This is a genomic window from Embleya sp. NPDC127516 (genome assembly GCF_044765325.1).
Lineage (GTDB): Bacteria > Actinomycetota > Actinomycetes > Streptomycetales > Streptomycetaceae > Embleya.
Genome location: NZ_JBIWJT010000021.1, coordinates 143,151 through 156,329, shown reverse-complemented (window position 1 = coordinate 156,329; position 13,179 = coordinate 143,151). Strand labels below are relative to the sequence as shown.

The 13,179-nt window shown below is 71.9% G+C and carries 12 protein-coding genes; 5 read left to right on the top strand and 7 right to left on the bottom strand.

Annotation, left to right across the window (positions count from 1 at the left end; all coding sequences use genetic code 11):
* Positions 1-9: 9 nt before the first annotated feature.
* Positions 10-654, top strand: coding sequence for an NADPH-dependent FMN reductase (locus ACIRL2_RS34405; RefSeq protein ID WP_395870242.1), 645 nt, complete (start codon positions 10-12; stop codon positions 652-654).
* Between the two features lie 1,197 nt (positions 655-1,851).
* Here the strand turns inward: ACIRL2_RS34405 and ACIRL2_RS34400 are convergent.
* The 3 genes from ACIRL2_RS34400 to ACIRL2_RS34390 form a co-directional block, all read right to left on the bottom strand.
* Entirely contained in the window at positions 1,852-3,936 is a 2,085-nt protein-coding gene (locus ACIRL2_RS34400; RefSeq protein WP_395870240.1) for a GAF domain-containing sensor histidine kinase, read from the bottom strand.
* A 252-nt stretch (positions 3,937-4,188) separates the two neighbouring features.
* Positions 4,189-4,830 (bottom strand): response regulator, encoded by a 642-nt coding sequence (locus tag ACIRL2_RS34395; protein WP_395870336.1) that lies wholly within the window; start codon positions 4,828-4,830, stop codon positions 4,189-4,191.
* Positions 4,831-5,236: 406 nt separating this feature from the next.
* The gene (locus tag ACIRL2_RS34390; RefSeq protein ID WP_402237447.1) at positions 5,237-6,034 is read right to left on the bottom strand and encodes a TIGR03084 family metal-binding protein; all 798 of its coding nucleotides are present in this window, start codon (positions 6,032-6,034) and stop codon (positions 5,237-5,239) included.
* A gap of 379 nt (positions 6,035-6,413) precedes the next feature.
* Here ACIRL2_RS34390 and ACIRL2_RS34385 point away from each other — a divergent pair, with 379 nt between their 5' ends.
* Positions 6,414-8,156, top strand: a complete 1,743-nt coding sequence (locus tag ACIRL2_RS34385; RefSeq protein ID WP_395870237.1) for a chitinase — start codon at positions 6,414-6,416, stop codon at positions 8,154-8,156.
* Positions 8,157-8,224: 68 nt separating this feature from the next.
* On the opposite strand, the gene ACIRL2_RS34380 is transcribed toward ACIRL2_RS34385, so the two are convergent.
* Together ACIRL2_RS34380 and ACIRL2_RS34375 are read right to left on the bottom strand one after the other, a co-directional pair.
* Positions 8,225-8,803 (bottom strand): HutD family protein, encoded by a 579-nt coding sequence (locus ACIRL2_RS34380; protein WP_402237443.1) that lies wholly within the window; start codon positions 8,801-8,803, stop codon positions 8,225-8,227.
* A 125-nt stretch (positions 8,804-8,928) separates the two neighbouring features.
* On the bottom strand, positions 8,929-9,261 hold the full coding sequence (locus tag ACIRL2_RS34375) for a cupin domain-containing protein (protein WP_395870233.1): 333 nt from the start codon (positions 9,259-9,261) through the stop codon (positions 8,929-8,931).
* Between the two features lie 142 nt (positions 9,262-9,403).
* Here ACIRL2_RS34375 and ACIRL2_RS34370 point away from each other — a divergent pair, with 142 nt between their 5' ends.
* Positions 9,404-9,862, top strand: coding sequence for an AAA family ATPase (locus tag ACIRL2_RS34370; RefSeq protein ID WP_402237440.1), 459 nt, complete (start codon positions 9,404-9,406; stop codon positions 9,860-9,862).
* Between the two features lie 6 nt (positions 9,863-9,868).
* Positions 9,869-10,624: a tRNA(His) guanylyltransferase Thg1 family protein gene (locus ACIRL2_RS34365; protein ID WP_402237437.1), complete on the top strand. Its 756-nt coding sequence runs from the start codon at positions 9,869-9,871 to the stop codon at positions 10,622-10,624.
* Positions 10,625-10,714: 90 nt separating this feature from the next.
* Here the strand turns inward: ACIRL2_RS34365 and ACIRL2_RS34360 are convergent, their stop codons facing one another.
* Together ACIRL2_RS34360 and ACIRL2_RS34355 are read right to left on the bottom strand one after the other, a co-directional pair.
* Positions 10,715-11,935 carry an MFS transporter gene (locus ACIRL2_RS34360; protein WP_402237434.1) on the bottom strand — a complete coding sequence of 407 codons (1,221 nt, stop codon included), beginning with the start codon at positions 11,933-11,935 and terminating at the stop codon, positions 10,715-10,717.
* A 185-nt stretch (positions 11,936-12,120) separates the two neighbouring features.
* Entirely contained in the window at positions 12,121-12,432 is a 312-nt protein-coding gene (locus ACIRL2_RS34355; RefSeq protein ID WP_402237431.1) for an ArsR/SmtB family transcription factor, read from the bottom strand.
* A gap of 275 nt (positions 12,433-12,707) precedes the next feature.
* Here ACIRL2_RS34355 and ACIRL2_RS34350 point away from each other — a divergent pair, with 275 nt between their 5' ends.
* Entirely contained in the window at positions 12,708-13,097 is a 390-nt protein-coding gene (locus ACIRL2_RS34350) for an SPW repeat protein (RefSeq protein ID WP_402237429.1), read from the top strand.
* Positions 13,098-13,179: the final 82 nt, after the last annotated feature.

Here is a 13,179-nt window from a genome sequence, read left to right as displayed (position 1 = left end):
GCGCGTGCCATGTCCGCTTTCGGGACCACTCCGATGCCCCCGTCGCCCGCCCGCGTGTTGGCGATCTCCGGTTCGCTGCGCGCGGAATCGGCCAACACCCGACTGCTGGCCGCGTTGCCCGCGCTCGCGCCACCGGGCATGTCCTTCGACGTCTATCCGACGCTGGGCGAACTGCCGTTGTACAACCAGGACTTGGACGTGCATCCGGCGCTGCCGGCGGTGCGGAGGTGGCGCACCGCGATCAGTCGGGCGGACGGGTTGGTGATCGCCACGCCGGAGTACAACCACTCGATTCCCGGGGTCCTGAAGAATGCGGTCGACTGGGCCTCGCGCCCGCGCGGCGACGCGTCCCTGTGCGGGAAGGGCATCGCCGTGATGGTGGTGACGGCCAGTCGGCTGCACGGGTTCCGCGGGTTGACCGACACGGTGCGGATCCTGACCGGGCTGGGCAACCTGGTGGTCCCCGATCCGGAGGTGGTGGTGGGCGGCGCGCCCGAGGCGCTGACCCGCGACGCCGACGGCTCGGTACGCCCGGCCGACCCGCTGGTCGCCGCCCGGATCCGCGTCCAACTACAGGCCCTCTCCGACGTCATCCGCACCGGCGCCGCGTCCGCAGCCCTGGTTGCCCCGGCCCACGACCGCCGAAGGGCGTGACCGCGCGCCGTGCCTCGGTCACTGTCCTGCGCGTACGGGTCGCCACGGCGGGTGGGCGTGATTGCATCGGCGCCGCGTCCGCAGCCCTGGTTGCCCCGGCCCACGACCGCCGAAGGGCGTGACCGCGCGCCGCGCCTCGGTCACCGTCCTGCGCGTACGGGTCGCCACGGCGGGTGGGCGTGATTGCACCGGCGCCGGCTCCGCAGCCCTGGTTGCCCCGCATCGCCACCGCCGAAGGATGCGGTTGCGCTGCCGTGCCCGGGTTGCCGTCCGGTGGGTGCCACCGTCTTCGGATCGCCGCGAGCGGGCGGGCGGATGTGACCGGCACCGGCGCGGGGTCCGCTGCCGTGGTCGCCCCGGCCCGCCACCGCCGAGGCGCGTGGCCAACTACCGCCCCACTCGGGTCACACCACCCGGCGGCTGCCATCGTCCCCATACCGCCACGAGTGGGCGGTTGGGCGTAATGGGCACCGGCTGCGCATCCGCGACCCGGGCCGACCCGCCCCGTCACCGTCGAAAACCGCGACCATCCGCCGGCCTCCCGGGTTGCCGTCCGGTGGGGGCTGCCGTCCGCGGCTTGCCGCGCGTGGGCGACCGGACGTGATCGGCAGCGGTGCTGCGCCGGTGGCCCTGGTCGGTCCGTTTCGTCGTTGCGAGGGGCATGACCACGCTGCCGTTCCGGGGTCGCCGTCCGATGGGTGGCGTCGTCTCCAAGTGGCTGCGAGGGGGTGATGGGACCAGACGAGCACCGGCTCGCATCCGCGACCCGGCCGGCCCGCCCCGCGTCCCCGCGCCCGCGCCCGCGCCCCGAGTGCGCCCGGGTGTGCCGCCGCCCCCGCCGTCGGGGACGGTGGGGGCGGCGGGCCGATATGGGGTTGGGATCGCTTCAGGCGATCGGCGGGTGGTGGGTGTCCGGTTCTTCCGGGCGACCGGGACCGGGGGCGTCGGCCCGATGCGGCGGGTGGCCGCCGTCCGGGGCGTCCGGTTTCGGCGGAGCGGGCTCCACGCTGTCGCACGGATTGTTGGGCGGGTGGCAGCCGAGCGGCCGATCGGGGTCATGCGATCCCGGCGGCGGGTTGCCACCTTTCGGGCGTGGGTTCGTCGACATTTCGATCTCCGTGCTTCGAAGGGGACAAGGTGACCGTTTTCGATCACCGCTCCTCCACTCTCGCTCGGCCCGACCATGCCCGCATGTGGTCACGGTCCCGGGTTGGTCCCGGGTTGGTCCCGGGTGTCGGTCCCGGGCCGGGGGATGACCGCACGGACCGTGGTGCCGTGTTCGTCGCTGGTGGCGGTGAAGCTGCCGCCGAGTTCCTCGGCGCGTTCGGCCATCGAGGCCAGGCCGACACCGTCGGAGGCCGCGGTGCGGTCGCGGTCCCGGTGTCCGACGCCGTCGTCGACCACCTCCAGGGTGACCCGGGTGTCGGAGACCCGGACGCCGAGGGTGGCGTTTCGGGCCCGCGCGTGCCGGACGACGTTGTGCAGCGCCTCGCCGCAGATCCGGTAGACCGCGACCTCCAGGGCGGCGGGCAGCGGCGGCGGCGGGTCCGGGTCGAAGGTGACCCTGATCCGCGGGTGGGCGCCGTCGCCGCCGTCGAGCCGGGACGCGGACTCCCGGAGCGCGTCGGCGAGGCCGAGTCGGGCCAGTGCGGCGGGCGCGAGGCCGTCGGTGATCCGACGCAGTTCGGTGATCGCCTCGCCGATGCTGCGCGACGCGATGGCCAGGGTCCCCTCGGCCGGGGTGCCCACGGGTACGCAGGCCCGCGCGGTGTCGACCTGAAGCCGAGTGCCGGAGAGCGCGGGGCCCAGGCCGTCGTGCAGGTCGTGGCGCAACCGGCGGCGGGCCTCCTCACGGGCGAGCACGATGTGCTCGCGGGTCTCCTGGAGCTCCTCGTACAGGCGCAGCGACGCGATGGCGGGCGCCGCCTGGTCGGCGAGGAAGCGCAGTACCTCCAGATCCTGGCGGTCGAGCGTGTCCTGCCCGGCGCGCGGCGGCGCGGAGAGCCGGCCGATGACCACGCCCTCGTAGGTGAGCGGGAAGTCGACCCGGTCGGCGTCCGGGTCGCCGATCCGGGCGAGTTCGCGTTCGCCGTGCCGGGTGTCCACCACCACGCCGGCGCCGGGCAGGCCCAGGGTGTACACGACGGTCTGGCACAGCAGGGTCGGCGCCGCGCCCGGTGCCACCGCCCGGCTCAGCCGTTCGGACAGGTCGCGTACGACCTGATAGGGCCGGGCCCGTTCGCCGTAGTAGAAGCGGTCGACGACCCGCATCGCCCACCCGATGGTCGGCCGCAGCAGCGCGCCGATGACCAGCGCGCCGGCCGCCATCACCAACGCGCCGGCGGTGCGCGCGCCGGGCAGTACGGCGGACAGCGCGACGGCCACCGCGAAGTAGCCGCCCATCAGCACCGCGGCCAGCGAGAACGCGGCCAGCACCTTGCGCGTGGACCGGTCGAGGTGCCACTGCCGGTCCCGGGCGAAGGCGTACGCGAAGCAGAGCTGCCACACCAGCACGCCCGCGTAGAGGAGGAATTCATAGAGCAGATCCGAGAGTTCGAGGTGGTAGCCGAGGAAGAGCACGGCCAGCCACAACAGGTAGGGCAACAGCGGTAGGACTCGCATCGGCTGCGGCCCCGGCAGGCGCACCCAGCACACCGTCATCACGAGCAGACTGGCCAGGATCACCAGCGGCGGGATCAGCTCCAGGCGCGGGGTCAGCCACTCGTTCAGCCATCGCTGGACGGCGGCCCAGGCGCCGTGGCGCAGGAAGCTGGGCAGGCCGTACCAGGACGACTCGGCGTAGTCGTTGTAGGCGTGCAGGACACTCCACAGCGCCACGAGCACCGCGTACGCCCGTACGAACCAGGATTCGGGCAGCGTCCCGCGCGGCAGCCACAGCGGCAGCGCGTACATCCCGAACAGGAACACCGCGTCGGTGACCAGCCACAGCGAGATCGCGAAGGCGGCCCAGCCGGGGCCGGCCCCCGCGAACACGGCGGTGAACAACACCGCGCTCGACAGCGGATAGGCCAGGCCCGTCCACAACAACACCCAACCCAGGCCGGGCATCGAGCGCCGCGCGATCACGAACAGCCCGGAGAGCGCGAAGGCGATGCCCTGGAGCGTGGACACGCCGATCAGGGCGGGCCGCGGCGGCATCCGGGCATCGTCGAGGTGGGTGATCAGCAGGATCAGCGTGATCAGTCCGGCGACCAGCGAGATGCCGCATACCGCGTAGGCCCGGTCGAGGCCGGAGCGTTGCTCTCGGATGCCGATGGGCATGTGGCGCCTCCTCACGGGACGTCGTCGGACGACGGCGCGAACGAGTGGAGCCGGGGGGACCGAACCACGCCGGTGTGATCCCGGTGCGGACGGGCCGGCGCGGTTCGGACATCCAAGAATGGCCGGGGCCCGGTCCCGAGGGCACGAGGCACCGGTCCCATCGAGGTCCTGAAGCGTACCCGGACGGTGTCCCGAGTCGGGCTCGGGGCGGGTCCGCTCGGGGCGCGCCGCGCGGCCGGCTCGGCGGCCGGCTCAGTCGGCACCCAGGCCGAAGTCGCGGGCGTGGGCCACCGCCTCCGCGCGGGTGCCGACATGCAACTTCTCGAAGATGTGCGTGATGTGGTTGCGCACCGTCTTCTCGGCGAGGAACAGCCGACGGGCGATGTTCCGGTTGTCCAGGCCGCGGGCGAGCAGGTCGAGCACCTCGCACTCGCGATCGGTCAACTCGGGAAAGACCCGTTCCGCACCGCGTGGCGCGCCGCTCGCCAGCAACGCGGTCAGGCGGGGCACGGTCTGTGCGCCGAACACCGCGCCGCCGGCGGCGACCGTGCGCACCGCGTGCAGGACCTCGTCCCGCCCGGCGCCCTTGACCAGATAGCCGCCCGCCCCGGCGCGCATAGCCGCGAGCAGGCTGCCGTCGTCGTCGGACATGGTCAGCACCAGGACCGGAACGCGGGGCGTGTCGGCGGCGATCCGGCGGGTGGCCTCGATCCCCGAGCCGTCCGGCAGGGACAGGTCCATCACGACCAGATCGGGACGCCGCTCGGCGATCACCTCGGGCACTGCGGCGGCCGTCTCGACCTCCGCCACCACCGAGATGTCGCCGGCACTCTCCAGGGCGGCCCGCAAACCCGCCCGAAACAACGGATGGTCGTCGACGATCACGACACGCACTACCTCGGACCCGCTCTCCCCAACCACGCGGTACATACTACGCGTGATCCACCGGCTACTTCAGGTGAATTCGGCGCGCGCCGAGGGATGTTGTCCGCGCCCGCTTCCCCGCGTCGAGGCGGGTGGGGCGTGCGGCGGGTCGAACGCGAGACCGGTCGTGTGAGGCGGGTGGGGCGTGGTGCGGGTCGGGTGCGCAGTGGGTGGGTCGGGCGCGAGACGGATGGGGTGTGTGTCGCACCGGGCGCGAGGCGGGTCCGGCGTGCGGCGGATCGAGGGCGAGGTGGGCTCGTGCGCGGCGGGCTCCGGTGTGCGGCGGGCCGGGCGGGCCATGCGGGTCGTGCGGGCGGGAGACGGGCGGATCGACGCAGGGCGGGTGGAGAGCGGGTGGGGCGCGCGGCAGGTCGGGTCAGTCGCGCCGGCCGGGGGTGCGGCCCGGGCCGGGTGGTCCGGCGTAGGCCTGGGTGATGCCCAGCCAGCGAGTGGCCTCGGCGCCGTGCGCCCGGACCGCCAGGTCGTCCGGGTGCCGGCGCCGGGTGACCAGGAGACAGAAGTCGAGCAGCGGTCCCGTCACCCGCTCGGCCGCGTCCTCGGGGCCGTACGTCCATGGGCCGCCGACTTCGGGCCCGCCGGTCAGCTCCACCCGGAACTCCCGCTCGGGTGGCCGCAGACCGTGCACGGCGTAGGCGTAGTCGCGGGCCCGTACGCCGATGCGGGCGACGTATCGGAGTCGGGCGGTGGGCGGGCGGCGCACGTCGAGCGTGTCGGCGACGTCCTGGCCGTGCGCCCAAGTCTCCATGATCCGGGCGCCGGCCATCGACGCGGCGCTCATCGGCGGGCCGTACCAGGGCAACCGCCGTCCCGTCGGGAGCGCGGCCAGCGCGGCGGACGCGGTGCGGCGACCGGCTCGCCAGCCGGCCAGGATGCGCTGGGGCGGTGCCGCCGCGGCGCGGTTCGCCGCGCGGTCGACGAAGCCGTCCGGGTCGGCCGCGGCGTCCGCGACGGCGAGCGCGAAGCCGTCCGGATCGGTCGCCGCCGACACGACCTGGTCGTCGGTCCAGGCCAGGTGGGCGATCTGGTGGGCGATGGTCCAACCGGGTGCGGGGGTGGGCGTGGCCCACGTGTCCGACGTCAGCTCGCCGACGAGCCGGTCCAACGCGGTGCCCTCCGCGTCGAGATCGGCCAGGACGGCCACGAGATCCACCATCGTCCCCGTCCTTCCGCCATGGACGGCGCCGGCACCGGCACCGCTCCGACACCACACACCCCGGCAGCGTTCCATCGGCCCCCATCCACACACAAGCCCACCACGCCGCCCGGCGACCGGCACCGGCGCGTGCCGCTCCTCGGGGTGAGGCAATTGGTCCAGACCTATTGACAGTTCGCTCGCCTCGGCGGTCAACTCGTCCTGCACACAGGCACCCCCGGCACCCTCGGGTGCGCCCGGACGGCCTGCGCACGCCCTGCGCCGAGGCAGCCTGACGTCCCATCAGGCGTTGCGGTGCCGACCCGGGTCCACCCTCCCTTCCAGGCACGCCCATGCCCGCAGGCACTCGCCCGGGCCGGTACGGGAGGAACACCCCACGATGGCACCGAAACGTCCCCCGAACACCCGCGCGGCGCAGGCCGTTCCGCGCGGCAGGCGCACCCCGCGCCGCTTCGTCACCGCCCTGCTCACCGCGTGCGCGATGGCCTCGGCCGGTCTGATCGCGCTCGCCGCGCCCGCGCCCGCCGCCGCCGAACTCGTGGTGAACGGCGGCTTCGAGTCCGGCCTGTCCGGCTGGACCTGCTCCGGCGGCACCGGCAGCCCCGTCACCAGCCCCGTGCACAGCGGTACCGGCGCGCTCAAGGCCACCCCGGTCGGCGGCGACAACGCCCGATGCAGCCAGACCGTCGCGGTGCAACCCGACTCCGAGTACACCGAGACCGCGTGGGTCCAGGGCTCGTACATCCACCTCGGCGCGACCGGCACCGGCACCACCGACGTCTCCACCTGGACGTCCTCCGCCGCAGGCTGGCAAAAACTCACCACCACGTTCCGCACCGGCGCCCGCACCACCAGCGTCACCATCCACCTCAACGGCTGGTACGGACAGCCCGCGTACCTCGCGGACGACGTCTCGCTGGTCGGCCCGGGCGGGAGCACCACCATCCCGGCCGTACCCACCGGACTGGCCGTGACCGGCACCACCGCACGCGGCGTCTCGCTCGGCTGGACCGCGGTGCCCGGTGCGACCGCGTACGACGTCTACCGCGCCGACACCAAGGTGGCCACGGTCACCGGCAGCACGGCCGAGATCCCGGGCTTGACCCCCGAGACCACCTACACCTTCTCCGTCGCCGCCGGCAACAGCGCCGGGACGTCCGCGCGTTCCGCCCCGGTCACCGCCACCACCGGTCCCGACGGCCCCACCGGCCAGGACCCGACCGGCCTGCCCAAACGGGTGATGACCGGCTACTGGCACAACTTCGTCAACGGCTCCACGAACCTGCGCCTGCGTGATGTCCCCACGTCCTACAACCTGGTCGCGGTGGCGTTCGCCGAGGCCGACCGCACCCGCTGGGGCGCGGTCACCTTCGGAGTGGACCCGGGCCTGTCGACCGCACTCGGCGGGTACACCAATGCCGACCTCAAGGCCGACATCGCGACCATGCACGCCCGCGGCCAGAAGGTGATCCTGTCGGTCGGCGGCGAACTGGGCGCGGTCTGGGTCGGCGACAACGCCTCCGCGGCCATGTTCGCGAGCACGACCACCGCACTGCTGCGCGAATACGGGTTCGACGGCGTCGACATCGACCTGGAGAACGGTGTCAGCCCGACCTACATGGCGACCGCGCTGCGCGCCATCCGGGCGCAGATCGGCACGAGCCTGATCATCACGATGGCCCCGCAGACGCTGGACATGCAGTCGAACCAGGCGGCGTACTTCCAACTCGCCCTGGGGATCAAGGACATCCTGACCATCGTGCACATGCAGTACTACAACTCCGGAACCATGTTCGGCTGCGACCAGAAGTTGTACGCGCAGGGCGGCGTCGACTTCCTCACGGCGCAGGCCTGCATGCAACTCCAGGGCGGGCTGCGCCCCGATCAGGTGGCCCTGGGCGTCCCGGCCACCGGGCGCGCGGCGGGCAGCGGGTACGTCCCGCCCGGCGTGGTGAACAACGCGCTGGACTGCCTGGCCCTGGGCAACAATTGCGGGAGCTACCGGCCCACCACCACTTGGCCCGGCATCCGGGGCGCGATGACGTGGTCGGTCAACTGGGACGCGACCGCGGGCTATGGCCTGGCCAACTCCATCTCGGCGCACTTGCGCACGATGCCCTGACGCCGTCCGTCCGCACACCGGGTCACTCCCTTCGAGGACCACGGCAACTCGGCACCACGCCACTACAGCTACAGCGGACGAAGGTCCGCCCACAGCGCGACCGCACCGGTCGCGAGCGGCGCCGTCGGCACGGCGGCGCCGCTCGCCCACCACAACCCCTGCCCGGCCCGCAACGTCGGCGCGGGCGCGTCTCCTGCCGGCGTGTCGGGCGCGTCCGGTGCGGACAGCACGTACAGCACACCGGCGTGACCGGCGGGTGCCGCCACCGGCGCGGCGATCCGGTGCACCCGCGCGGCCCATCGCCCACGCCGGGTCATGATGTTGAGCACTCGGGTACCGGCGCCGAGCACGGTGGCCCGAACGGCCGACTCGCCGGAGAACGCGAAGGGTTCGCCGGTTCGGTCCAGCCGGTTGTCGAGTCCGTCGTCCCCGACCAGCCGCACGCCGCCGCCCGCGAGGAGGGTGATCGTCCGGTCCACGCCGGGGAAGGCGGAGAACGGTCCGTCGGCGGAGATCGTCGCGATGCTCGCGCGCCAGTCGAAGTCCGCCGGGTCGGCCGCGGCCTGCGTGGCGATCTCGCGGGTGTCGCCGCCGCCGTTGCGCCACCGGCCGACCGGTAGCGACTCGACGTCGAAGAGGTTGCTCACGCGGGTGCCTGTCTTCCGGTCGGGGGCGATGCGGCACCGCCATGATGCCGGCGCGCCGTCCGCTGTCCGGCCGCGCATTCCGTGCCCGGCGGCCCGCAGCCCCGGGACGTGCGGATCCGCGGGGTTCAGTCGCGTTTGGCCACGGTGAGCAGCACCGCCGAGTCCTCCAACGCCTCGAGGCTGTGTCGCGCCTTCGGGGCGACCAGGAAATCGCCGGAGCGTCCCTCCCACGACGTTTCGCCGGCGATCAGTCGGACCCGCCCGCGAAGCACCACCATGGTCGCCTCCCCGGGATTCTCGTGTTCGGCCAGCGCGGTGCCCGTCGTCAGCACGATCAGGGTCTGCCGGAGCATGTGCTCGTGGCCGCCGTACACGGTATGGGCACTACGCCCCGTCGACGCGGCTGCGGCGAGCTTGAGCAGTTCGCGGACCTGAGCATCCAAGGAGAGCTTTTCCATGCTCACAGTGTGCACACGCCCCCTCACCAAAAGCCCGAACGACCCAACCGGATCGCCGCCGGACCGTCCCACACCGCTGACCGTGGCTACTGTTCGGGCCATCCGCCGGCCTCCCGTCGGTGGCGGCGGGAGTGGAGCGGGCATGCGGGTGGCGGTGCTGATCGGGCTTCAGGCCGCGGGCAAGTCGAGTTTTTATCGGGCCGTCCTGGCCGGGACGCATGTGCAGGTGAGCAAGGACCACTTTCCCCGCGCGCGGAACCGGCAGCGCCGCCAACAACGGCTGATCGAGGAGGCGTTGGCGGCCGGGCGGGATGTCGCCGTGGACAACACCAACCCCGCGCCGGAGGATCGGCGGCCGATCGTCGAACTCGCGCACGCCTGGGGGGCCGAGGTGGTCGCCTATTGGTTTCCGCCCGATCCGGTCGGCCCGTTGGAGCGCAATGCCGTGCGGGAGGGGAAAACCCGTGTCCCGGAGGTGGGGGTTCGTGCCACGCTGGCCCGGCTGCGAGCGCCCGGCCCGGACGAGGGGTTCGATGCCCGGTACGTCGTGCGGTTCGACGGCGCCGGCGGGTTCGTGGTCCAGACGCTGAGCGAGGGGTGATTCGGGATGGATGCCGACCGGTTCGAGGCGAGCCAACGGTCGCGTGAGTGGTTCCACTCGCTGGTGCTGCTGCCCGGCGCGTGGACCGTGATCCGGGTGGACGGCCGGTCCTTCTCCCGCTTCACCGAGCAGCACTTCGACAAGCCCTTCGACGAGCGCTTCGCCGCGCTCATGGGCGAGACCGCGCAGGCCCTGTTCACCGAGCTGGACGCCCGCTACGCGTACACCGAGAGCGACGAGATATCGATCCTGCTGGACCCGTCCTTCGACATGTTCGGCCGTGAGGTGGAGAAGCTGGTCTCGGTGACCGCCGGGATCGCGTCGGCGACGTTCACCCACCGCACGGGGATCCCGGCCCACTTCGACAGCCGGATCTGGATGGGGACGGGTGTCTCCGATGTGGTCGACTACTTCTCCTGGCGCCAGGCCGACGCGGCCCGTTGCGCGCTCAACGGCTGGTGCTACTGGACGCTGCGCAAGGACGGCAGGTCCGCCCGGGCGGCCACCCACGATTTGGCGCGGTTGTCGAAGGCGGACAAGAACGAACTGCTCTTCGCGCACGGCGTCAACTTCGACAAGCTGCCCGCGTGGCAGCGACGCGGGGTCGGGGTCTGGTGGGAGAGCTTCGAGCGGATCGGCTACGACCCGGTCCGCGAGATCGAGGTCTCGGCCACCCGGCGGCGTGTGCGGGTGGAGCGGGAGTTGCCGATGAAGGACGAGTACCGCGCGCTGATCGCCGCGCTCGCCGATCCCACCCCCTGAGCCGGCCGAGAGCGTGTCTTCGATCCCCCGTCGTGGAGCTCGGCGGGGGATCGAAGACCCTAGCGGCCCCCGCACCGCCTTGCTCGGACGTCAGGCCGGTTCGGCCGGCGCCAGGGTGGCCGGAGTCGGCGCCTGCGTCGACTCCGGCGACCGCCGGCGCCGCTCCACTCGGTCCAGGTTCAGCCGCAGCAGCATTGTGACCAGTGCGGCGAGCGCGAAGCCGGCCCCGACCCAGGCGAGCCCGCGCGGCCCCGCCGCACCGAGCAGCCGGCCGCCGACGGTGGTGCCCACGGTGATGCCCAGGTTCGAGAAGGAGATGAACAGGCTGTTGCCGAACTCCGGGAAATCCCGGGCTTCGCGGCTCAGCCAGTACTGACTGACGATCAGGCCGCCGGAGTGCACCGCACCCCAGATCGGTACCGCCACCACCATCACCGCGGCGTACGGGCCGACCGCGTAGAGCAGCACGTAGACGGCCAGACACAGGACCGGGAACAGCAACACCGTGCGGATCGCGGCACGGCGCAGCAGCGCGCCGAACGCGAAGTTGCCGAGGATCATCACGATGCCGAAGGCCATCAGCAGCGCGCTGATCCAGGAGCCGTCCAGGCCGGTGACCTCACCCAGGAACTCGGCGAAGTAGCCGTAGACCGAGAACATCGCCGCGAAGACGAGGACCACCGACAGGATGGTCAGCCACATCCGGCCGCTGCGCAGCACATCGACCTGGGCGCCGTAGGTGTGTCGTCGCTCCACCGGCATGGCCGGGAGGTAGCGCAGGATGCCCAGGAACGCGATCAGGTTGACCGCGGCCCCGAACCAGAACGCCGCCTGGAGCGACAGGTGCTCGGCGAGGTATGAGGTCAACGGCACGCCGAGGGCGAAGCCGACGGTGACGCCGGCGAACACCCGGGTCGTGGCCCGGGTCGCGTCGCGTGAGGGCACCAGTCGGGCCGCGGTGGCCAGGGCGACCGAGAAGAACACCGGGTGGAACACGGCGGGGATGATCCGGAAGGCGAACATCACCTCGAACCGGGTGGTCAGCGCATATACGGCGTTGGACACGGCGAACACGGCGATGGCCGTCGCCAACACGGTCTTGCGGTTGATCCCCGACGCGAGCAGCGTCATGAACGGCCCGGATCCCGCGATCACCAGGGCGAAGACGCCGACGAGCAGGCCGGCGGTCGAGGGGCTGACGTCGAGTTCGGCCGCGACCTGGGGCAGGACGCCGACGATGCCCATCTCGGTGGTGATGATCCCGAACACGCCCAGGGCGAGGGTCGTGATCGTGAGGGAGGTGTTCTTCATCGTCGCCTTTCGGGGTCCGGCCGGGGCGGGCCCGCCGAACCGTCTGTGATACATATCGAGATATGTAGATGCATCGGGGCGTGGGGACGCCCCGTGTGGGCGTGGGCCGGCCCAAGCCGAACCGCGTCCGGTCCCGGTTGGTCGGAGCCCGGGCCCGGTCCGCTCGGAGCCGGAGTCCGGTCCGGTCAGAGCTCCGTGCGGACGTATTCGGCGAAGTCGGCGATCGCCTGTTCGTTGCGGCGGTAGTACGTCCACTTGCCGATGCGCTCGGAGTCGAGCAGCCCCGCGTCCTTGAGCGTTTGGAGATAGCCGGAGACCACCGACTGGGCGAGTCCGGCCCGCGCCTGGATGTCACCGACGCAGACGCCGATATGGAAGCTCAGGCCCTGCTGCCGGTAGGAGTCCTCGTCGAAGTACTTCGCCGGGTCCTTCAGCCAGTGCATGAACCGGAGCCTGGCCGGATTGGCGAGTGCCTTGTGTACGGCCAGCGGGTCCACGGGGCTGCCTTCCCGGGGTGTGCGAAGCCCCTGTGTGGTGCGAACACGGTGCGGATGCGATGCGAATCGGATCTAGTTTTCTAGATATGTGAGGACCGTGTCAACCCGCGATCGGATCGGGCGCACAGTCGGAGAAATATGCGGTAAATATTCGGGAATATGCGGGTTAGTCACAGGTGCGACGGCTATCAACCAAGGGACCGCGATTCCTTGGAAAGAGGGTGGTGGACGTGTCCTCGTCGACAGCGTCATCGATTGAAAAGCACCCCGACCTCATGGACCTGCGAGCTCGCTCCGAGCGGGCCACTAGCGGCCCGGTGGCGCAGGTGGCGGAAGCACTCGGTGTCCTGTGCGGTGTCTACCTGGCGGCCTCCCCGTGGATCGTCGGGTTCAACAACTTCACGACCCTGGCGACGGCCAACCTGATCACCGGTGTCGCGCTCGCGTTCCTGATGGGCGGCTTCGTCTCCGCCTATGAACGCACGCACGCGATGAGCTGGGCCGCGTTCTGCATCGGCGCCTGGACGATCGTCGCGCCGTGGGCCGTGACCGGCGCCGTCGACACCACCCGCACCATCACCAGCAACGTGATCGTGGGTGGCGTGGCGTGCCTGATGGCACTCATCCTCGCCCTGCGAGGTGTCGTCGGGTTGCGCCGCTTGTAACGATCCGAATCCGAGCAATTCGAACCAGCGATCCGATCAATCAGTGATCCGATCCGAGTCATCCGAAGTCTGAGTGATCCGA

Bases quoted from the DNA above. Each gene is read 5' to 3' on its own strand.
- ACIRL2_RS34405 (WP_395870242.1), top strand. From the start codon at position 10: ATGTCCGCTTTCGGGACCACTCCGATGCCCCCGTCGCCCGCCCGCGTG.
- ACIRL2_RS34400 (WP_395870240.1), bottom strand. From the start codon at position 3,936: ATGCCCATCGGCATCCGAGAGCAACGCTCCGGCCTCGACCGGGCCTAC.
- ACIRL2_RS34390 (WP_402237447.1), bottom strand. From the start codon at position 6,034: ATGGTGGATCTCGTGGCCGTCCTGGCCGATCTCGACGCGGAGGGCACC.
- ACIRL2_RS34385 (WP_395870237.1), top strand. From the start codon at position 6,414: ATGGCACCGAAACGTCCCCCGAACACCCGCGCGGCGCAGGCCGTTCCG.
- ACIRL2_RS34375 (WP_395870233.1), bottom strand. From the start codon at position 9,261: ATGGAAAAGCTCTCCTTGGATGCTCAGGTCCGCGAACTGCTCAAGCTC.
- ACIRL2_RS34370 (WP_402237440.1), top strand. From the start codon at position 9,404: ATGCGGGTGGCGGTGCTGATCGGGCTTCAGGCCGCGGGCAAGTCGAGT.
- ACIRL2_RS34365 (WP_402237437.1), top strand. From the start codon at position 9,869: ATGGATGCCGACCGGTTCGAGGCGAGCCAACGGTCGCGTGAGTGGTTC.
- ACIRL2_RS34360 (WP_402237434.1), bottom strand. From the start codon at position 11,935: ATGAAGAACACCTCCCTCACGATCACGACCCTCGCCCTGGGCGTGTTC.
- ACIRL2_RS34350 (WP_402237429.1), top strand. From the start codon at position 12,708: ATGGACCTGCGAGCTCGCTCCGAGCGGGCCACTAGCGGCCCGGTGGCG.